Origin of the sequence: Mycobacterium sp. E3305 (assembly GCF_001666785.1) — a bacterium.
Taxonomy (GTDB): Bacteria; Actinomycetota; Actinomycetes; order Mycobacteriales; family Mycobacteriaceae; genus Mycobacterium.
The window spans coordinates 26,318-46,462 of record NZ_LZJA01000006.1 but is presented as its reverse complement, the minus strand read 5'-3'; the positions used below and the strand labels follow the sequence as shown (position 1 = coordinate 46,462).

The following is a 20,145-nucleotide window of genomic DNA, read 5'->3' as shown; positions in this document are numbered from 1 at the left end:
TTGTGCCGATGTGGGATCCGGAATTGTGCGCGGCCGAGGTGCGGCGTCTGGCCGACAAAGGCTGCAAGGCCATCAGCTTCCTCGAGGCGCCGCACGCTTTCGGCTTCCCCAGCTTTCACAGCGAGCACTGGGACCCGATGCTGACCGCGATGTCGGAGACGGGCAGCGTGCTGTGCATGCACATCGGGGCCAGTGGCGGCCTGATCACGCTGGCGCCTGACGCTCCGATCGACCATCACATCATCCTGCCCACCCAGCTCACGCTGATGGCCTTGCAGCCTTTGTCGGCCAGACGCCGCACCTCGGCCGCGCACAATTCCGGATCCCACATCGGCACAATGCCGATCGGGATGAACCGGCCCGGATGCGATCCGCACCACTCGTCGACGTGCCAGTCGTTGTAGGCCTTCAGCATGATCAGCGCGAGGTCCTTGTCCGCCGCCTCGCAGAACGTCCGCGCGTTGAACCCCGCCATGGTCGGGAAGTTCATCGACGCGAGGACGCCCCCGGCGTCCATGTCGCGCACCCGCAGGTTGACGTCGTAGCAGGCGGGCCGAATCTCGGAGAACACGCCGGGGTTGAAGCCCCATTCCTCTTTGGGCCACGTGACCACCGCGCACATGCCGAACGGCGTCGAGGTCTCGATGCCCTGAAATACCCAGCGATCAATGCCCTCCGGGCTGCGCTCGACCTTTGGCGCCTGGTCCGCCCACTTCTGGGGGACATGACCTTTGAACATATCCGGCGGCTCGATCACGTGGTCATCGATGCTCACCAAGATCATGTCGTCAAGATTCACCGCAAACTCTCCTCGCAGTCCGATTCGGTGTATCCGCTAGAGAAGAACACCGTTCTCATGCGAGGCTAGCCGACGCCGTAGCCTCAGGCAATGCTTGCGGTACCCAGTGCAGATCTTGTCCGGGTGCGCGCCTTTCGCGCCCGGTCAGGGCCGGGTAAAGGCGGTTTCCAAGAAGGTCCAGAACTGGTCGAACGCGACGTTCTCGCCCACATAGAAGCCGAGCACGCGCGCCTGCAGCATCTCCATCGTCGTGTGCAGCAAGATCGACGCGATCGTCGAATCATCCAGCGGCGGGCTGCGCATACCGGCGTCACGGCACGCGGCAAGCAGCTCGGTCAGCGCTCGGTGCTGGGGCTGCAGCAAGGCCGAAAGCTCGGCCGGACGGGTTTCGCTGAGCCGCTGATGAAAGCTGACCAACGAGCGCTGCAACAGTGGCGGGGCCGGATCGGACGCCAACCACTCGGCTTGCATGAAGGCCCGAAGGCGATCCACCGGGTCGGTGCCCGCTTCGGCGACCGCGGCCAGCTGCCGCTCAAGGCCGCCGAGCGTGGCTTCTTCGTAGATGGCCAGGAAAAGGTCGTCGGTACCGCTGAACGATTGGTAGAAAGACCGCAGTGACATGCCGGATCGTTCGACGACCTTTCGGACGGAGAGATTTTCCGCGCCTCCCTCACTGAGCAATTCCAGCGCGATGTGCAGGAACCGGTCGCTGCGCGCCTGAGCCCGTTTGCGCACATCCTCGGTCGCCCGCTCCGTCGAGCGCACCCGCCAGCGCGACTCCGGCCGTGGCGCCGACGTCAACCAGGCCGACACGTCGGTTCCCGATTTGCTCACACACCACAGCGTAGCGAGCCGGCGTTTCCATTAGCCGATAACGTTGGCCTCGGCCAACGGATACACGCAGTGCTCATGATGAGAACATGTAGTGACTTCGATTACGCACGGGGCCGTCAGGTGCGTTGTTCGGCTGTTGCCGCCGGCCTGGCAAGGGTCTGCACGCGGCGATCGGTGAAGCGCCACACCCCGTCGGATCCGCGGGCCAATCTATCCAGGTAGCGCCCCGCCAGGGCGATGACCGTCGCACCTTCCTGACCGCTTCGGTCCAGCATGGCCCAACCACTCACAGCGCTCGCACGGTCGCCGTCGACGGTGATGACGGGATTGACGACAGCATGCAGGGTGCCAGGGCGGTCGGTGGGCCGCAGACCCGCCTACAGCGCCGCCAGCTCGGCGCGGCCCCGGTAGGTCCGTCCCATCGCGGCGAACGAACAATTCTCGTCGAACAATTCGAGCAGTTCATCGGTCGCGCCGCTGTCGAGTAACGCGCAGTAGCGCTCGATCACCCCGCGGATACGCAGCTCGTCGACCAACGCGTCGGCGGCGGTCACGCGACGACGCCCTTGACCTTTAGGTCGATGATGTCGTCCCAGTCCATGCCGAGGTCGTCGGTCAAAATCGCGTCCCCGTGTTCATTGAAGTCGGGCGCGCGTCGCGTCGGTGCCGACTCCTCGTCGAACTGGACGGGCGTGGCCACCAGCGGGTGCTTCTCACCCGAGGCGGCCTCGGCCTGAACCACATACCCGTTGGCGATGACCTGTGGGTCGGCGGTCACCTCGATAGAGTCCTGCACCGGCGCCCACTGGCCACGGAAGTCGCCGAGGCGTTGCTTCCATTCGGCCAGCGGCGCAGAGGCGAACCGCTCGGCGAGGATCGACCTCGCGACGGGGCTGTTCGCGGCGAAGCTTGCGACATCGGCGAACCGCTCGTCATCGACCAATTCGGCCAGGCCCATCACCCGACAAGTCTCGGGCCAGTAGTGGAATCCCTGCAGGCACGCCAATTGCAACCAGTGCCCGTCCGACGTCTGGTAGGTGGCCACCAGCGGGTTGCCCACATCTGTGCCGACCGGGAACTGGCCCCACGGATGGTTCAACTCGTGCGACAACGCGATGGCGGCCCCCATCGCCCACATTCCGGTGGCGAGAAGCGACACGTCGACAACCGGCGGCTGGCCCGTGCGTTCGCGATGCAGCAGTGCCGCCGAGATGCCGCCCGCGATGGTCATCGCGCCGATCGAGTCGCCGTACGCGGGCGCGGGTTGGCCCGGAATCGCCTCGAATTCAACGGGTTTGGCCCCGTAGGCGACCCCGGCGCGGCACCAGTATCCCAACACGTCATATCCCCCGCGATCGGCGTCCGGGCCGCGCGAGCCGAACCCTGATCCACGGACGTAAACGATGTTGGGATTGGCGGCCCGGATGTCGTCGACGTCGATGCGCAGCTTGGAACGCACCGCGGGCAGCTTGTTGGTCAGGAAGACGTCGCACGTCGCCGCCAACTTGTAGAGGATGTCGACGCCTTCGGGCGTGCTCAAATCCAAACCGATGCTTCGCTTTCCGCGATTGGAGTGTTGCAGCAGCGGATGCCATGCACCACCGTCGAGGCCCAGGTTGCCGGTCGACATGATGCCGCGCATCGCGTCGCCGCGCTCGGCGGGTTCCACCTTGATCACGTCCGCGCCCCAGTCGGACAGGATCGCCGAAGCCGCGGGAACGAAGGTGTGCTCGGCGACCTCGAGGACGCGGATCCCTTGCATCACAGCGGTCATGGCAACTGTCCTAACTGTCGATCGGTCATCGGTCCTCGAGGATCATTTCGGCGGCCCGCCAGGCCATCGCCATGATGGGGCCGTTGAGATTGCCGGCCACCATCGTCGGCAGGATGGACACGTCGACGACGCGCAGCCCGGGCACCCCACGCACACGCAGGCGGGCGTCCAACGGGTCGGATTCCGCCGGGCCCATCGCGCACGCCCCGGACGCGTGATACCCGGCGCCGCCGTAGAGGAGTCCCGCCCGCAGGATGCTGTCGTCGTCGTCGACCGCGGGCCCGGGTTCGATCTCGGAAAAGATCATGTCGGCCACGGGATGCTGCTCGACGATGTCCCGCATGCGCCGGAACATTGCCACCGATACCCTTTTGTCGTAATCGGTTTCGAGGTATGCGACCTCGACGCGCGGCGGCTGACTGGGGTCGGCCGATCGAATCCGCACCGAGCCCTGACTGGTCGGCCGCAGAACGAAGCCCAGGAGGGATAGGCCCGCCCGGCCTTCGATGCCCCCGTCAACGGGCCCGACACCCAACGAGAAGGGTGTCATGAGCACTTGCGCGTCGGGCCGTTCGCTCGCCGGGTCGGCGCGGATGAAAGTGAGCATGTCGTAGGCGGCGGTGCCGATCGGCCCCTTGCGGGTGGTCAGATAGCGCAGCCCCGCGCGCGCCTGGCCAACGGGGGTGGACAGAAACCGGTTGTAGCCCTTGTTGTCTTTGAGCCGCATCTGCAGCGGTATGCACCGGTGCTCGCGCAATCCCTCGCCGATTCGCGGGCTGTCCACCCTGACGTCGACGCCGGCCGCGGTCAATACGTCTTTCGGCCCAATCCCCGACAGTTGCAACAGCTTCGGAGTTGCCAAACTCCCGCACGAGACGATCACCTCGCGGGAGGCCCGGAGCTCCTGCTTGCCCTTGGCCGAACTCACCTCCACACCCACGGCGCGATCGGATTCGAAGACGATTCGTTGGGCGATTGCGCCGGTCAGCACCGTGAGGTTGGGCCGCTTCATAGCGGGGTGCAGAAAAGCCCTCGCGGAGTTGACTCGTTTACCCTTCCGCATCGTGGCCGCGGTGTACCCGGTGCGCTCCTCGTCGGAGGCGTTGATGTCCTCGACCCGCTTGATGCCCAGAGTGGTCGCGGCATCCATCAGCGCCTCGGAGACCTCGTCGTGGGTGTTGATAACGCTTACACCGACGGGGCCGCCGGCGCCGCGGACCGCGGAGGGGCCCAGACTGTGATCCTCGATAGTCCGGAAGACGCGCAGCATCTGGTCCCAACCCCAGCCGGGATTGCCGCGGGCGACGATATCGTCGTAGTCGGCCGCCTGCCCCCTGTTGTAGACCAGCCCATTGATCGAACTCGACCCGCCGAGTAGCTTGCCCCTGACCCAATGCTCCTGCTGTCGGTGCGGCCCAAACGGTTCCACGTCGTATTCCCACACGTAGCGCGGGTTTTTCATCAAGAACGCGAAGCCCTTGGGCATTGACACCAACGGGTTGCGGTCGGTGCCGCCAGCCTCGAGGAGCAAGACTTTGTTGCCGGGGTCAACACTGAGCCGATCTGCCAATACGCACCCCGCAGACCCGCCGCCCACCACGACGTAGTCGAACTCGCTCACCGTCAGCCCTTCCGAGTCGGCGTACTCGCTGCAGGAGAACAGCGTTCTCAGCAGAGTAGCCTCGGCGGTTCAGCGACGGAAGTACCTCAGCGAATCCCTAGCGTCGAGGCGGCGCTGCGCGCGCCTGACGATTGAGATGATCAACAGCAATTCTCGAACCCGGTGGCATCGTCACGGGGCGAGCTCGTTGCGTGTTGGTGTAGTCGGTCTGGGAACCGGCAAGCCGTTCGGCCGCAAGGCCTACGGTCGAATGCCGTATCCCTCGCCGTCGTCGGCCAGGTAAGTGACGTCGTACCACCGCCTCGGCGGCCGGACGGTGGCGTCGTACTCCTCGGTCGGGGTCGCCCGCTCCAGCCGGACGTCCGTCAACTGCGGATTGTTCGCGCGGACATAGTCTTCCAGCTCAGCGAGCAACGCGTCGCCGGTCAGACTCGTCTCCGCGAGCGCCCTCGCTTCGCGCTTCGCCCAACTCACGCGTCTATATTGCCCCGGCCCTTGCGGCCGGCCGCGACGCGCTCGGCTATGTGGCCATCCGCCCGTCGAGCAGGATGCCAAGGCGAACGGCGCCGTCTCTGCGGTGCACACCCTCGATGCGCACCTCGATGTCTGGCCGCCGTGGCTTGCCGGCGGTCGACGTGGCCGGGTTCTCGAAGGTGATCATCGCCGATCTCCTCTCTCGCTGGGCCCCCGCTTTCTTCAGGGTGCGCCTGCTTTGCCGACTATTTGGGGTGCGACACGGTCACGATTAGGGCAAGACGGTGTGCATCAGCATCACGTCGTATGCCGACCACAGCGACAGGTTGAAGTAGAGGTCCCGGCCCGACGACCAGGGGTGGATCATCGGCGCATAGATGCCGCCGGGCATTGAGAACGACGACACGAGCGGTTGCTCGGGGCTCCACGGTCCCTGCGGGGCGGGCGCGGTCCGCGCCACCACGTCGTTGCTGCCGCCGTTGGTGTAGAGCACCAGGTACTGCTTCAGGTAGCTGTTGTACTGGGCCGACATCTCGCCCACCGGGCCGGGGAAGATCGGCGTCGCCGCGCCCGGGTTGTTGGGGACCCAGCGGCCGCCCTCGTCGCCGTTCCAGTACTGATATTTGGTGAGGTCGGGCAATTGGCCCGGTGGCACTCGCGACAGGAATGCGGCGCCGCCGCGCCCCGAAGGGGTTCCGAACTGGTAGAGGTAACCGTCGTTGCCCTTCATGAACGCACCCATTTGGAAGTTCTCATTGCCGGGGGTGAACCCGGCTCCCGGGATGGCGTCCGCGGAGGCCGTCCGGATCGAAGTCGGGAAGATTCCCCAATTCTGGCCATTGTCATTGGACCTGGCGATCGCCGAGTAGTTCGTGGACCATTCGCCGTCGCGGCCCCACTGCCGGATGGACATGTAGCTCATGTACTGCGTCCGGCCGATCGAGATGCCGGCGGTCGGGATGATTCCCGTCTCGTGCGCGGCCTTGTGGATCGTGTTGACGACCTGCTTGGACAGGCTTGTCGTCCACACCGGTGACCCGGAGTACCGATCGTTGGGGAGGCCGTCCGCGATGTGGATGCCGTGCGACAGGTCATGGTCCGAGCTGCGGAACAACGTGTTGTAGCGCCACTGCTGGCCCTTGACTTTGCAGTAGCCGAAGGTGTCCCCGAACGCCATCAGAACCTGGCGATTCATGGGATCGCCGTTGTCCCAGGCGATCCCGAGGTCGGTACCCGAGATGCTGAAACGCTGCAGGGTCTTGTTCGGGCCGTCGGGCCCGGTCACCCAGTCGACGAGCGACGTGGGCGCGCCCGCGATCGAGGGCGGCGGTGGCGCCGGCTGCGGCTGCGGGACCGGGGCGGCGTTGGGCTGCAGCTGACCGGCGTTCGGTGGCTGCGGCAGACCGGGTACGGGCGGATTGGGCCCGGGCGGGAGGACCTCGGCCTGGGGTCTCATCGGGGCGACCTGGCGACCCGGAGTCGTCGGTTTGAGGAACTGGGAGATCAGCGGGCCCAGCCTGGGCAGGGGTGCCTGGTCATTCGTGTGCGTCGGCCGGCGTCCGGTCGGCGGCTGGACGACCGGCTGGGGTGCGGGCATCGCCGGCGGCGCGACGGGCGGCTCCACGTTCGCTTCCGGTGCGCCACACGGGGTGGCAAAAGCCATCGGCGCGGGCCCGACCACGAAGACGAGTCCGACTGCGGCCGCCGACGCCATCGAGAGCGACACACTTCGAAGAATCGCCGACATGTAACACCTTTCGAGCGGCGGGACACCGCATTGACGTCCGCAGTTGGCTCATGTGACGATAGTGATTAGAGCGGTTGTTGTGACTAGTGATGCGACGATAGGTATCCATCCGTGACCGTGTCGCAACGCGGCCGATCGCACGGGAATTGCGCGTATCGAGCGATTAGCTCGCGCACCTCCTGGGCTAACGCCATCACCCTGCGAGCCGGCTGCCGTTTTCCGCAGTAGACCGCTCGGAACTTCCCGTAACCCATGGCGGTCGAGCGACGTTCTCGCCTTGTTTGCAGGTGTTGCCGGCGCCGATTTCGGTGTTATTCTTCCGTGACATGTTGATCCGTATAACGGGTTTAAGTGATTCGCTATGCGGATCTTGTCTTCGAGCAGGGAGGTCCTGATGAAAGACCAGCGCAACGCACTGCTGACGATCGCCGGCGTTTCCGTCGCCGCGGCGGCTTGGCTGGGCCACGGCGCCGGTCCCGCCATGACCGCGGCACCGGCGGGCACCGAAACCCAGGCGCCCACCACCACGCCCACCCCGCTCACGACCCTGGCGCCGCCGTCGACTCTCTCCGCGCCGCCGGCCCCGTCGGCGCCACCGGCACCGCCGCTTCCGTAACGATCGTCGGCGATGCGAGTGGCTTCGCGCCGCTCAACCGAGCGCGTGCCCGCCCGCCTCTGAGCGTCAATCCGGTCGCGACGTCCGGCCACCCCAACTTGTCGCTGTGCGGCGGCGGGCACTCCCGCCTGTGCCCGTTTCGTCGTGATTACGGGACCCGTGAGCCGGACGGCCGCGACGGGCGCACGGGCGGGAGACCGTGCGTGGAGCGTGCTCGCCAGGTACGCTCCGATCCGCCAGCACACCCGCCGTCGCCGCGGTCTAGCAGTAACGCCGGTCTCGGCAAACTCGGTCGGCGCCCCGGGTGGGCGGCACGCCGAGGAGGGCGACCATGAGTGACCGTAATGGCCTGCGTGGCAAGCTATTCGAAAGCCAGGCGTATCTGCGCCGCGTGGTCGCCGCATCCATGGCCGGCACGGTCGTCGAATGGTACGAGTTCTTCCTCTATGGCACCGCCGCAACCCTGGTCTTCAGCAAGGTGTTCTTTCCCCGCGGCGGCAACGAACTCGACGCGATCCTCGCCGCCTTCGTGACCTACGCCGTCGGCTTCGCCGCCCGCCCGCTCGGTGGGATCGTCTTCGGTCAGCTCGGCGACCGGTACGGCCGCAAGAGGCTGCTGCAGCTCAGCCTGTTGTTGGTCGGTGTCTCCACGTTCGCGATGGGGTGCCTGCCCACCTTCGCCCAGATCGGGTACTGGGCCCCGGCGCTGCTCGTGGTGCTGCGGTTCGCACAGGGCTTCGCCGTCGGCGGCGAGTGGGGCGGGGCGGTCCTGCTGGTCGCCGAGCACAGCCCGACGTCCAGTCGCGGCTTCTGGGCCAGCTGGCCGCAGGCCGGCGTGCCGGGCGGAAACATGCTGGCCACCGTCGTGCTGCTGATTCTCACCTCGACGCTGTCGGACCGGGCATTCCTGAGCTGGGGCTGGCGCGTCGGCTTCTGGCTGTCCGCGATCGTCGTGCTGATCGGCTATTACATCCGCACCAAGGTGACCGACGCGCCGATCTTCTACGAGGCGCAACGGCAGCTGGAGCGGGTCAGTACCGCCCGCGTCGGCGTGGTCGAGGTGTTAAAGCGTTACCCACGTGGCGTTTTCACCGCCATGGGCATGCGGCTCGGCGAGAACACGATGTACTACCTCGTCGTCACCTTCTCGATCACCTATCTGAAAGTCCACGTGCACGCCGACACCAAGACCATCCTGTGGTGGCTGCTGGTGGCGCACGCGGTCCACTTCGTCGTCATCCCGCTGGCCGGACGACTCAGTGACCGATTTGGCAGGCGCCCAATCTATTTCATCGGTGCGATCAGCGCGTGCACCTGGGGCTTCTTCGCGTTCCCGATGATGAACAGCGGCCGTAACGCCGTCATCTTGTCGGCGATCGTCCTCGGCCTGGTGATTCACGGCCTCATGTATGCGGTCCAGCCCGCGGCCATGGCCGAGATGTTTCCCACCCGGATGCGCTATTCGGGGGTGTCGCTCGGCTACCAGGTCACCTCGATCGTGGCCGGTTCGCTGGCACCGATCATCGCGGTGCGCTTACTCCAGACGTACAAATCCGCGGTGCCGATCTCCTGGTATTTGGCGGCGACCGCCGCGGTGAGCGCCGTGGCCGTCGTCACCGCCGTCGAGACGAGGGGCATAGACCTGGCGGCAATCGACCTGGCCGACGCCCGCAAACACGGCGGCATCACGGCAGGTCAGCCGGACGGACCGGACCCCACCGAGCTCGTCCCCGGGGCCGTCTGAGCCGCGGGTGGGCGCGGCACCCAAGCGGTGGCCCCCATCGAACAGGCCAGGAGGTTGACTTCACATGTTTGTCGTCCGCGGTACGGGGCAATGTTCCATGAGAGGCGCACGCGTCGGCCGGCCTTCGCGTTCGCCTAGGTCCCGTCGGTTCAGCCCGAGAGCCGACGGGGCCGCCCCATCTTCGGGCACCCCGTTCACCCCGCCCCCTCGCGGACAGACCTCAACGCCGAGGCGATCCAGGAGTACCGTGCGCGTATGGATGGCTCGACGGACGTGTGGATCCTGGGCGGCTGGCAAACCGACTTCGCCCGCAACCTGAACAAGGAGGGCCGCGACTTCGCCGCCCTGACCGCCGAGGTCGTCGAGGGCACGCTCGCCGCCGCCAAAGTGAACGCCGCCGACATCGAAGTGGTGCACGTCGCGAACGCGTTCGGCGAAATGTTTGCCGCCCAGGGCCACCTCGGCGCGATGCCGGCCACGGTCTGCGCCGACCTCTGGGACACCCCCGCGTCCCGGCACGAAGCGGCGTGCGCGTCGGGCAGCATCGCGGCGTTGTCGGCGATGGCGGATCTGCGGTCGGGCGCCTACGACACCGCCCTGGTGCTCGGCGTCGAGCTCGAGAAAACCGTGCCCGGCGACACCGCGGCCCAGCATCTGGGGGCCGCCGCCTGGACGGGTCACGAGGGGGCCGGCGCCCGCTACCTGTGGCCGTCGATGTTCGCTCAGGTCGCCGACGAATACGACCGCCGCTACGGCCTGGACGACGCGCACCTGCGGGCGATCGCGCAGCTCAACTTCGCGAACGCGCGGCGCAACCCGAACGCCCAGACGCGCGGGTGGACGGTCCCCGACCCCATCACGGACGACGACACCACCAACCCGATCACCGAGGGCCGGCTGCGGCGCTTCGACTGCAGCCAAATGACCGATGGCGGCGCGGGATTGGTTCTGGTCGGCGACGCCTATCTGCGCGCCCATCCCGATGCGCGGCCCATCGGCCGCATCAACGGCTGGGGACACCGCACGGTGGGACTGGGTCTGCGGCAAAAGCTCGACCGGGCCGCCGACGACCCCTACGTGCTCCCGCACGTGCGGGCCGCCGTGCAAGACGCGCTGCGGCGCGCGCGGCTGGCCCTCGACGACCTCGACGGGTACGAGGTGCACGACTGCTTCACACCCAGCGAGTACCTGGCGATCGACCACATTGGCCTGACCGGCCCGGGCGAGTCGTGGAAAGCGATCGAGAACGGCGAGATCGAGATCGGCGGCCGGCTGCCGATCAACCCGAGCGGCGGTCTGATCGGTGGCGGCCACCCGGTCGGGGCGTCGGGCGTGCGCATGCTGCTCGACGCGGCCAAACAGGTCAGCGGCGCGGCCGGCGAGTACCAGGTCGACGGGGCAAAGACCTTCGGCACCCTCAATTTCGGCGGCAGCACCGCCACCACGGTGAGTTTCGTTGTCAGCACGGCAGCAGGTGTGTGACATGGACGTCGCGATCGTCGGCAAGTTTCTGTCCACGCTGCCCGAGGACGACGACCACCCGTACCGGACCGGACCGTGGCGTCCCCAGACCACCGAGTGGGACGACGACGACCTCACCGCGGTGGAGGGGGAGATCCCGCGCGACCTGGACGGCATCTACCTCCGCAACACCGAGAACCCGCTGCACCCGGCGCTGAAGACCTACCACCCGTTCGACGGCGACGGCATGCTGCACATGGTCGGCTTCCGCGACGGAAAGGCGTTCTACCGCAACCGTTTCGTACGCACCGATGGCTTCCTGGCGGAGAACGAAGCCGGCGAGCCGCTCTGGCCGGGGCTGGCCGAGCCGGTGCAACTGGCCAAGCGCGAAGACGGCTGGGGCGCTCGCACCCGGATGAAGGACGCGTCGAGTACCGACGTCATCGTGCACCGGGGCGTGGCGCTGACCAGCTTCTACCAGTGCGGCGACCTGTACCGGGTCGATCCGTGTTCGGGTGAGAACCTGGGCAAGGAGACCTGGAACGGGCGGTTCCCCACCGATTGGGGCGTGTCCGCGCACCCGAAGGTCGACGCCAAGGCCGGTGAGCTGCTGTTCTTCAACTACAGCAAGCGGGACCCGTACATGCGCTACGGCGTCGTCGACCAGAGCAACGAGCTGGTCCACTACGTCGACATCCCACTGCCGGGGCCGCGCCTGCCCCACGACATGGCGTTCACCGAAAACTACGTCATCCTCAACGATTTCCCGTTGTTCTGGGACCCCGCCCTGCTCGAGCACGACGTGCACGTGCCGCGCTTCTTCCCGGACATCCCGTCACGCTTCGCGATCCTCCCCCGCCGCGGCGGGCCCGCCGACATCCGATGGTTCGAGGCGGACCCGACCTTCGTGCTGCACTTCGTCAACGCCTACGAAGACGGCGACGAGATCGTGCTCGACGGATTCTTCGAGGGTGACCCTTCCCCGGCCGACACCGGTGGGTCGAAGTGGGACAAGCTGTTTCGCTTCCTGGCGCTCGACCGGCTGCAGTCGCGGCTGCATCGGTGGCGGTTCAATCTGACAACCGGCGCCGTGCGGGAAGAACGGCTGTCGGACTCCATCACCGAGTTCGGCACCATCAACCCCGACTACGCCGCGGGCAACTACCGCTACGCCTACGCCGCGACCGGCAAACCCGGTTGGTTCCTGTTCGACGGGCTGGTCAAACACGACCTGCAAACCGGAAGCCAACAGAAATTCGCCTTCGGCGAAGGCGTCTACGGAAGCGAGACGGCGATGGCGCCGCGAGTCGGTGCCACCGGCGAGGACGACGGCTACCTCGTCACGCTCACCACCGACATGAACGCCGATGCCTCCTATTGCGTGATCTTCGACGCGGGCCGGATCGCCGACGGGCCGGTGTGCAAACTTCAACTGCCCGAGCGCATCTCGAGCGGTACCCATTCGACGTGGGCACCCGGCGCACAGCTGCGACACTGGAACACCGCCGAGTCGGCGGCCGGAGCGGTCGGGCTGTGATGGCGCACAACCCCCGCCGCACCACGCACTGGCCCCCGCAGCTCGCGCCGATCGGCGGGATCCGGTTCGCCCGCCGGTCGTCGAACTTTCAGGACACGGTGCGGTTCTACCGCGAACTCGTCGGGCTGCCGCTCTTCGAGACGTTCGGCGAGAGCTACGGCAGCAACGGCGCCATCTTCGGCCTGCCCAGCTGGAACCTGACCCTGGAAATCGTGGAATCCGTCGAGCCCGTCGCGGTCGACCCGCACGAACAGCTGTGCCTCTACTTCCCCGACCGCCGGGCGCAGCAGGAGGCGATCGCACGGCTTCGGGCCGCCGGGCACGAGCCGGTCGAACAACATCCGTACTGGGAGGCGACGGGCGCGTTCACCTACCGCGACCCCGACGGCCGCGAAATCGTGTTCGCGCCCTTCGTGTTCGGCGTCAACGAGCCCAGCGAGAGCGCCAGCTCGGGCAAGCACGAGTTCCCGTCGCCCTGAATCCTCAGCGGCCGGACCGTCGGGAAGCCAACGCCGTGATGACCGCCGCGATCGAGCACACCACCGCGCACACCGCCGCCACCGCGCCGACGTAGAGGCCGTACTGCGCCGACACCGGCGGATTGACGTTCAGCTTGTAGTACCAGGCCGTGAGCGCGACGATCAGCAGCGAGATCAACAGTGCGCCAACCGAAGCCAGCCGCACCGACAGGCCGCGGCCGACCATCGCGCCGGTGACCAGCAGCGCCGAGGACAGCAGCACGATGAGCTGACCCGCGCCGAACCCGCGCGGAAGTTCCAGGTTGCCGTGCGCGCCCCCGATGGCGTTGGCCCAGCCCCCGCCGTTGACGGCCGTCGTCAGCCACGGCAGCCACGCACTGGCCGAGATCACCAACGCGAAAAGCGCCACCAGCCACCCAGGACGCAGCCGGCGAGTCATGCTAGCGAGATTAACCGACTCGGGACCGGTGGCCGAGGCGATCAGCGGTGAACGCCGCCGTGTCCATTCATGCCGGGATCGGGCCGGGTGAACACCGTGACGAAGTTCTCCAGTGACGTGTTGATGTCGCCCCGCAGGGCGGCGGCGACGATCATCCCGATCGGGCCGAACAGCGCCGGGCCGCCGAGGTGGACGTCGAAGCTGACGATGGAGCCCTCCTCGGCGGGCTGAACCTTCGCCATCAGCTTGACCTTCACGCCGCCGACACCGTCCCCGTTGAGCGTCATGCCCTCCGGCGGCTTGTACCGCACCACCGTCCATTTGATCCGGTTGTACATGCCCTTGACTTCGACGATCGACTCCACGACCGTGCCCTTGTCGATGTCGTCGGGCAGTTTGCTGCGCCACACCCGGTGAATGGTCAGCCAGTCCTTGTAGCGGGACAGGTCGGAGGCATGCTTCCACGCCACCTCGGGTGGCAACGGGACATCGATGGATCCGGAGAGTTTCGCCATGAGCTCAGTTCTGGTCGTCGCCTTTTGCCGCGGCCTCGGCTGCCTTCTTGGCTTCTTCCTGCACTTTGTGGATGGTGTCGGAGTACTTGCCCTGCGTCTTGTCGTCGACGAACTCGCCGGCCTTGTCGATCGCCGTCCCGACCTTGTCGGCGTTCTGCGACAACAGGTCTTTGGCCTTGTCGAAGAATCCCATGCACCCGTCCTTTCCCCGCCGCAAATCCTACTAACCCTGCGGGCCCGTGCTCCGGGTGGTCAGCGCCACATCCGCGGCTGCACGCCCAGCATCCGCGCCCGGATCCACCACATCGCCTCGACGGCGGCGGCGCCCAGCACACCGATACCCACGGCGGTCGAGGTCACCACCACGTCGGATGGATCGAGCAGAAACGCCTTGCGGGCCAGCGGGATGCTGAAGATCACGACGTAGGCCAGGGCCGAGGCGATCACCAGCGCGACCCGCCACCACTGGTAGGGGCGAGCGACCACCGCGAGCACCCACAGCGCCGTCATCAGCAACGTGATCAGGGCCGCGGTGGACGCCTGCTCCTGTTGCTGAAAGGTCGCGTGCCGACCGTGGTAGGCCAGCAGGTAGGAAGCGAAGGTCGCGGTCCCGACGATCAGCCCGGACGGCAGCGCCGAGCTCAGCACCCGCCGGACGAAGCCCGGATAGGCGCGTTCGTTGTTGGGGGCGAGCGAGAGGATGAACGACGGGATTCCGATGGTGAACCACGCCGCGATCGTCACGTGAATCGGCTGGAACGGGTACAACAAGGGGTCCGCTTTGATCACCTTGGCGAACAGGCATTCGATGCCGACCAGCAGCGCCAGCAGCACCGAGTAGACGGTCTTGGTCAAGAACAGGTTGGCCACGCGCTCGATGTTGCCGATCACCCGTCGGCCCTCGGCGACGACGTACGGCAGGGTGGCGAATCTGTTGTCCAGCAACACGATTTGTGCGACGGCCCGCGACGCCGGGCTGCCGGCGCCCATCGCGACGCCGATGTCGGCATCCTTGAGGGCCAGCACGTCGTTGACGCCGTCTCCGGTCATCGCGACGGTATGCCCGTGCGATTGCAGTGCGTGCACAATCGACCGCTTCTGGTCGGGCCGCACCCGGCCGAACGTGGTGTAAGCATCCAGCGCGTCGGCCAGTTGCGCGGGTTCGGACGGCAGCCGGCGCGCGTCCATCGTCTCGCCGCGCAATCCGAGTTTGTCGGCTACGGCCCCCACGGACACCGCGTTGTCGCCGGAGATCACCTTCACCGAAACACCCTGCTCGGCAAAGTAATCCAACGTCTCCGCGGCGTCCGGGCGGACCCTTTGCTCCAGAACCACCAGCGCGACGGGGGTGACGCGGCCCGGTGCGTCCGGGTGGTCGACGGTCACATCGCCGGTTCCGACCAGCAGCACCCGCAACCCCTGCGCGCCGATGCGCTCGGCCCGCTCGGCCGCTTCCGACGCCGGATCGAGCAGCACGTCCGGCGCCCCGATCACCCAATTGCCGCGGTCGCCGTAGGACACCCCGCTCCACTTGGTGGCCGACTTGAACGGGGCGGTCGCCGTGACGGTCCAGTCGGGCGGCCGCTGATAGGTCTCCGCGATCGCCTGCATGCTGGCGTTGGGGCGCGGGTCGGCGGCGGCCAGCGTCGCCAGCGCCTCCTCGACGTTGTTCCGTTGCACCGCTTCGAGTTCCTCGACCCCCGCGACGCGCATGCCGTTTTCGGTCAGGGTGCCGGTCTTGTCCGCGCAGACCACATCAACCCGGGCGAGCCCCTCGATGGCGGGCAACTCCTGCACCAGGCACCGGCGCTGGCCGAGCCGGACGACCCCGACGGCGAACGCGACCGATGTCAGCAAGACCAGCCCCTCGGGCACCATCGGCACCAGCGCACCCACTGTCCGCAGCACCGACTGCCGCCAGCCCGCGTGGGTGGTGAAGAACTGGGTGTAAATCGTCAGCAGGCCGGCAGGCACCAACAGGTAGGTGATGAACTGCAGGATCCGGTTGATGCCGTTGCGCAGTTCGGATTTGACCAAGGTGAACTTGCTGGCCTCCTCGGCGAGCTTGGCCGCGTAGGCCTCCGGCCCGACCTTGGTGGCGCGGTAGGCGCCCGACCCGGCGACGACGAAGCTGCCCGACATCACGGCGTCGCCCGTGGCCTTGCCGATCGGGTCGGCCTCACCGGTCAGCAGCGACTCGTCGATCTCCAGGTTCGTCTCCTCGACGATCTCGCCGTCGACGACGACTTGGTCGCCGGGTCCGAGTTCGATGATGTCATCGAGGACCACCTGTGCGGGCGGCAGAGTCCTCGTCCCGGATTCCCTGCGCACCAATGGTTTCGCCTGCCCCACGATCGCCAGCGCATCCAGTGTCTGCTTGGCCCGGATTTCCTGCACCATGCCGACGACGCTGTTGGCGACGATGAGCAGGCCGAACATCCCGTTGATCAGCGAGCCCGTCGCCAGCACGATCAGCAGCAGCACGCCCAGGATCGCGTTGATCCGGGTGAAGACGTTGGCCCGCACGATGTCCGGGATGCTGCGGGTGGCGCGTTCGCGGACAGCGTTGCTCTTGCCATCGGCGACCCGCTGCGCCACCTCGGCATCGGTCAATCCGGGGATCATCGGGTGAACGTCCCAAGCTTGTCGGAGTCGTAGTACTCCAAATTGAGGGTGTTTCCGGAGAACACGGCCTTGGAAACCGTTCCGGGCGGGGCATTTTCGTCGGTCAGACCGAAGGTGAAGGTGTCGCCGTCCCAGTGCGTCAGGGGGACCGCCCGGTTCTTCGGTCCCATCGTCAGTTGCAGCGCCCCGTCCCGTTCGGTGACGACGGCCGGGCCCCAGTAGTCGTTGGCGTACACGCCGGCGTATTGGCCGAGCGGCCTGGCCGGGGCGGGGTTCGCCGGCGGCTGCTTGCCGACCAGCGAGCCCTCCGGGTTGTTCAGCCAGCCGATCGCCTTGTTGTAGAGAGCGCCCCAGTCCTCGCGGATCTGGCCATACTCAACGAGGTCCATGAATTGGGCGGTCAGCGTTTCCGGGATGCCGTAGGGCGCACCGTTGGTCAGCGCGACGATGGCCAGGTCCTCCGAGGGCAGCACCACGAAGTTGGTCGCCGCGCCGAGATCGAAGGCGCCCGAATGGCTGTATTCGGTGCGCCCCGACGAATCGACCGACGCGTTGAAGCCGTATCCGTAGAACCCGGTGCGCGCCCCGGGGGTCTTCGCGGGTGTCGAAACCATCCGCGGACTGATCGCCGGCAGTAAGGCTTCCGCCGAGGTGATCCGCTGGCCGTTGTAAGTTCCGTTGCCCAGCAACATCATCAGCCAGCGCGCCATGTCGTTCACCGACGAACTCACGCCGCCCGCCGGCGACTGCGCGTCCGGGTCGCGCTGGAATCGGGGCTCCCATCTGCCGTCGATCTTGATGTGGTTCACAGCGCGGTTGGGCCGGGCGAGGAAGTCGGCGAACCGGGAACTCGTCGAGGTCATTCCCAGCGGCCGGTACAGCTCCTGGTCCGACAGGTCCTCCCACGACTTGCCCGCCGCGGTGGCCACCGCCTCGGCCGCCGCCGTCACCCCGTAGTTGGTGTAGGCGTAACTGGCCCGAAATGGGGCCAGCGGCAGGAACTTCAGCCGCTCGAGGGTCTGCCGCCGGTCATAACCCAGGTCTTCGAGTTTGTCACCGGCGTGGTCGGGCAGCCCGGAACGATGCGAATAGAGGTCGGCGACGGTCACGTGGCTGGTGACGTAGGGATCGCTGAGCGTGAACCACGGCAGCTTGGACACGACCGGCGTGTCCCAGGCGACCACGTTCTCACTGACCTCGTGCGCGACCACCGTCGAGCCGACCGATTTGGATACCGACGCCAACTGGAAGACGGTGTCCGCGTCCACCCTGTTGCCTCGACCCTGCCCCTTGCTGGCGTCCTTGATGCCGAAGCCCTTGGCGTACAGAACTTTTCCACCGTGAACGACAGCCACCGCCATGCCCGGGACGCCGGTGCTCTTCATCAGGTCGCCGACCAGGCCGTCGACCTTCGCGACGGCGTCGTCGATGCGGCCAGCGGGGATCGCAACGCCGGACACCTCGTTGGGGGGTGCGTCAGAGAGCGCGGGCGGGCTGGAAGCCGGTTGCGCGGGCCCGCATCCGGTCATGGCGAGCAGCACCGTGACAGCGGCCGCGGCCGCGCGTTTCGTCATGGCGGAACTTTAGCGTGGGGAGGTTGCCGGGCCTCAGAATTCAGAGCCGCCACCAGGGATTCGATTTCACCGGCGATGTGGGATCGATGCGCTGGCCCGGAGCGGGCACCGCGACATTGACCCGTTCCGGTTCCGCGGCGGAGAGCAGTCGCTCCACCGGCTCGGCCCACGGGTGGGGGGCCAGCCGGAAGGTGCCCCAGTGGATCGGCACGAGCAGCCCGGCCTCGGTGAGGTCCAGGTGCGCCCGGACCGCCTCCTCGGGGTTCATGTGGACGTCCGGCCACGCGCTGTTGTAGGCCCCGATGGGCAGCAGGGTCAGGTCGAACGGCCCGTGCTCTTCGCCGATGCGCGTGAAGCTCTCGGTGTAGCCGGTGTCTCCGCCGAAATAGGCGCGATGATTCGGGCCGGCGAAGGCCCATGACGCCCACAGCGTGGTGTTGCGGTCCAGGAAGCGTCCCGAAAAGTGCCGCGCCGGCAGGCAAGTCACGATGAGCTCGTCGACCTTGGCGCTCTGATGCCAGTCGAGTTCGACGATGCGGTGCTCGGGGATCCCCCAAGCACGCAGGTGGGCGCCGACGCCGAGGGGGACGAAGAAGGGTGCCCGCTGCGTGCGGGCCAGCGCCAACACCGTGTCGATGTCGAGGTGGTCGTAATGGTCATGGCTGATCACGACGGCATCGACGGCAGGCAGCCCTTCCAGTTGCACCGGGGGCGGATGCAGCCGCTGCGGCCCGACGATGTCCGACGGTGAGCACCGGTCGCTCCACACCGGGTCGGTGAGCACCCGGTAGCCGTCGATCTCCAACAGGGCCGTCGAGTGGCCGAACCAGCTGACGGCGAGCCGCCTGGGATCACCGTCGAAGAGCGCCGGCGCGGCCAACGGGATCGGCGAAGCGGGCCGGCCCACGCTGCGATTGCCGATCAGCTCCCAGACGACGAGCCGCAGTTCCTCGCGATCCATTACGAAGTTCGAGGCGGGGTCGAGGTTGAGGAATACGCCGTCGCGGTAGTTCGGTGACCCCTCGGCCACGGCCCGGATCGCGGCGGGGTGCGCACCCAGGGCCGCCGGTGCGCCGTGCAGCGCCCGCACCACCCAGCCGCCGGCCGCCAGCGACGCCGTGCCCGCGGCCAGCCGCAGCGCCCCCCGCAGCATGAGGGTCAGGCTCCCGTGAACTTGGGCGGTCGCTTCTCGATGCGGGCCATCTGGGCTTCGACGACGTCCTGGCTCCCCCACGCCTTGTCGAAGAGCTCCTTGTGCACCGGCAACGAATCGTCCATGGCGCCGTCATCGTTGAGCACCCGCTTGGCGTGCTGGATCGCCAGCGGCGCCAGGCCGGCGATCTCGGCGCCCCACGCCTGGGCGTCGGCCACTGTCCCGATGCGGTTGGCCAATCCACACTGCAGCGCAACTTCGGGCGTCAGCTTTTCTGCGGTCAGCAGCATCGCACTGGCCCGCCCGTGACCGACCAGCGAGGACAGCCGACGGATGCTCCAGTTATCCAGCGCCAGGCCATATTTCGAGGTCGGAAATTGAAAGAATGCCTCCGGTGCGACGACCCGCAGATCGCATCGCATCGCCAGCTGCAGGCCCGCGCCGATGGCCGGACCGTTGATGGCGCCGATCACCGGGATCAGCGTGGCATCCATCAACTTGTGCAGCTCGATGAGCCGGTCGGGGTAGTCGGCGGCGAACGCATCGCCACTCAGGTCCGCACCGGCGCAGAACGCCGTGCCCTGCCCGGTCAGCACGATGGCCCGAACGGTGCCGTCGCTGGCCTTCTGGAAAGTTTCCCGCAGCTCCTCGACGAGTTCGGAATTCAGGGCGTTGCGGCGCTCGGGCCGCTGCAGCTCGATGGTCAGCACGGCCTCGGCCTGGGTAACACCGATCATGGCAGCCACCCTATAT

The 20,145-nt window shown here is 67.2% G+C and carries 19 protein-coding genes and 1 pseudogene; 5 read left to right on the top strand and 15 right to left on the bottom strand.

What is annotated here, in order from left to right; genetic code table 11:
• Positions 1–235: 235 nt before the first annotated feature.
• The 8 genes and pseudogenes from A5701_RS00835 to A5701_RS00810 all read right to left on the bottom strand — a co-directional run bounded on the left by A5701_RS00835 (position 236) and on the right by A5701_RS00810 (position 7,249).
• Positions 236–799: an amidohydrolase family protein gene (locus A5701_RS00835; RefSeq protein ID WP_156669854.1), complete on the bottom strand. Its 564-nt coding sequence runs from the start codon at positions 797–799 to the stop codon at positions 236–238.
• Between the two features lie 144 nt (positions 800–943).
• Positions 944–1,633 (bottom strand): TetR/AcrR family transcriptional regulator, encoded by a 690-nt coding sequence (locus tag A5701_RS00830; protein ID WP_067747503.1) that lies wholly within the window; start codon positions 1,631–1,633, stop codon positions 944–946.
• Positions 1,634–1,749: 116 nt separating this feature from the next.
• Positions 1,750–2,187: pseudogene (locus A5701_RS28670) on the bottom strand (nuclear transport factor 2 family protein).
• Positions 2,184–3,407 carry a CaiB/BaiF CoA-transferase family protein gene (locus A5701_RS00825; RefSeq protein WP_067747501.1) on the bottom strand — a complete coding sequence of 408 codons (1,224 nt, stop codon included), beginning with the start codon at positions 3,405–3,407 and terminating at the stop codon, positions 2,184–2,186. Before A5701_RS00825 ends, A5701_RS28670 begins: the two are co-directional and overlap by 4 nt.
• Before the next feature lie 25 nt (positions 3,408–3,432).
• Complete coding sequence (locus tag A5701_RS00820) at positions 3,433–5,028, bottom strand: GMC family oxidoreductase (RefSeq protein ID WP_067747499.1); 1,596 nt, start codon at positions 5,026–5,028, stop codon at positions 3,433–3,435.
• Positions 5,029–5,268: 240 nt separating this feature from the next.
• Positions 5,269–5,502 (bottom strand): hypothetical protein, encoded by a 234-nt coding sequence (locus A5701_RS00815; RefSeq protein WP_067747497.1) that lies wholly within the window; start codon positions 5,500–5,502, stop codon positions 5,269–5,271.
• A 46-nt stretch (positions 5,503–5,548) separates the two neighbouring features.
• The gene (locus tag A5701_RS27865; RefSeq protein ID WP_156669853.1) at positions 5,549–5,689 is read right to left on the bottom strand and encodes a hypothetical protein; all 141 of its coding nucleotides are present in this window, start codon (positions 5,687–5,689) and stop codon (positions 5,549–5,551) included.
• An 84-nt stretch (positions 5,690–5,773) separates the two neighbouring features.
• Positions 5,774–7,249: a DUF4185 domain-containing protein gene (locus A5701_RS00810; RefSeq protein ID WP_067747495.1), complete on the bottom strand. Its 1,476-nt coding sequence runs from the start codon at positions 7,247–7,249 to the stop codon at positions 5,774–5,776.
• A gap of 394 nt (positions 7,250–7,643) precedes the next feature.
• On the opposite strand from A5701_RS00810, the gene A5701_RS00805 reads away from it, so the two are divergent.
• The 5 genes from A5701_RS00805 (at position 7,644) to A5701_RS00785 (ending at position 13,086) form a co-directional block, all read left to right on the top strand.
• A complete protein-coding gene (locus A5701_RS00805) occupies positions 7,644–7,865 on the top strand; it encodes a hypothetical protein (RefSeq protein WP_067784105.1) in 222 nt (73 codons plus the stop codon).
• Positions 7,866–8,196: 331 nt separating this feature from the next.
• Complete coding sequence (locus tag A5701_RS00800) at positions 8,197–9,609, top strand: MFS transporter (protein WP_082969645.1); 1,413 nt, start codon at positions 8,197–8,199, stop codon at positions 9,607–9,609.
• 255 nt (positions 9,610–9,864) lie between these two features.
• Entirely contained in the window at positions 9,865–11,091 is a 1,227-nt protein-coding gene (locus tag A5701_RS00795; RefSeq protein ID WP_067747489.1) for an acetyl-CoA acetyltransferase, read from the top strand.
• A gap of 1 nt (position 11,092) precedes the next feature.
• Entirely contained in the window at positions 11,093–12,607 is a 1,515-nt protein-coding gene (locus A5701_RS00790) for a carotenoid oxygenase family protein (RefSeq protein ID WP_067747481.1), read from the top strand.
• Positions 12,607–13,086 carry a VOC family protein gene (locus A5701_RS00785; RefSeq protein WP_067747479.1) on the top strand — a complete coding sequence of 160 codons (480 nt, stop codon included), beginning with the start codon at positions 12,607–12,609 and terminating at the stop codon, positions 13,084–13,086. The genes A5701_RS00790 and A5701_RS00785 overlap by 1 nt, the downstream gene beginning before the upstream one ends.
• A 4-nt stretch (positions 13,087–13,090) precedes the next feature.
• Here the strand turns inward: A5701_RS00785 and A5701_RS00780 are convergent, their stop codons facing one another.
• From A5701_RS00780 to A5701_RS00750, 7 genes are read right to left on the bottom strand one after another with little or no spacing between them, the layout of a single operon-like run.
• Positions 13,091–13,525 (bottom strand): hypothetical protein, encoded by a 435-nt coding sequence (locus tag A5701_RS00780; protein ID WP_067747477.1) that lies wholly within the window; start codon positions 13,523–13,525, stop codon positions 13,091–13,093.
• A 41-nt stretch (positions 13,526–13,566) separates the two neighbouring features.
• Positions 13,567–14,040, bottom strand: a complete 474-nt coding sequence (locus A5701_RS00775) for an SRPBCC family protein (protein WP_067747475.1) — start codon at positions 14,038–14,040, stop codon at positions 13,567–13,569.
• Between the two features lie 4 nt (positions 14,041–14,044).
• On the bottom strand, positions 14,045–14,233 hold the full coding sequence (locus A5701_RS00770; RefSeq protein WP_067747473.1) for an antitoxin: 189 nt from the start codon (positions 14,231–14,233) through the stop codon (positions 14,045–14,047).
• A 59-nt stretch (positions 14,234–14,292) separates the two neighbouring features.
• On the bottom strand, positions 14,293–16,665 hold the full coding sequence (locus tag A5701_RS00765) for a cation-translocating P-type ATPase (protein WP_067747471.1): 2,373 nt from the start codon (positions 16,663–16,665) through the stop codon (positions 14,293–14,295).
• Positions 16,662–18,239, bottom strand: coding sequence for a serine hydrolase (locus A5701_RS00760; protein ID WP_067747469.1), 1,578 nt, complete (start codon positions 18,237–18,239; stop codon positions 16,662–16,664). The genes A5701_RS00765 and A5701_RS00760 overlap by 4 nt, the downstream gene beginning before the upstream one ends.
• Positions 18,240–18,279: 40 nt before the next feature.
• Positions 18,280–19,392, bottom strand: coding sequence for an MBL fold metallo-hydrolase (locus A5701_RS00755; protein WP_156669852.1), 1,113 nt, complete (start codon positions 19,390–19,392; stop codon positions 18,280–18,282).
• A 5-nt stretch (positions 19,393–19,397) separates the two neighbouring features.
• Entirely contained in the window at positions 19,398–20,129 is a 732-nt protein-coding gene (locus A5701_RS00750; protein WP_067747467.1) for an enoyl-CoA hydratase, read from the bottom strand.
• Positions 20,130–20,145: the final 16 nt, after the last annotated feature.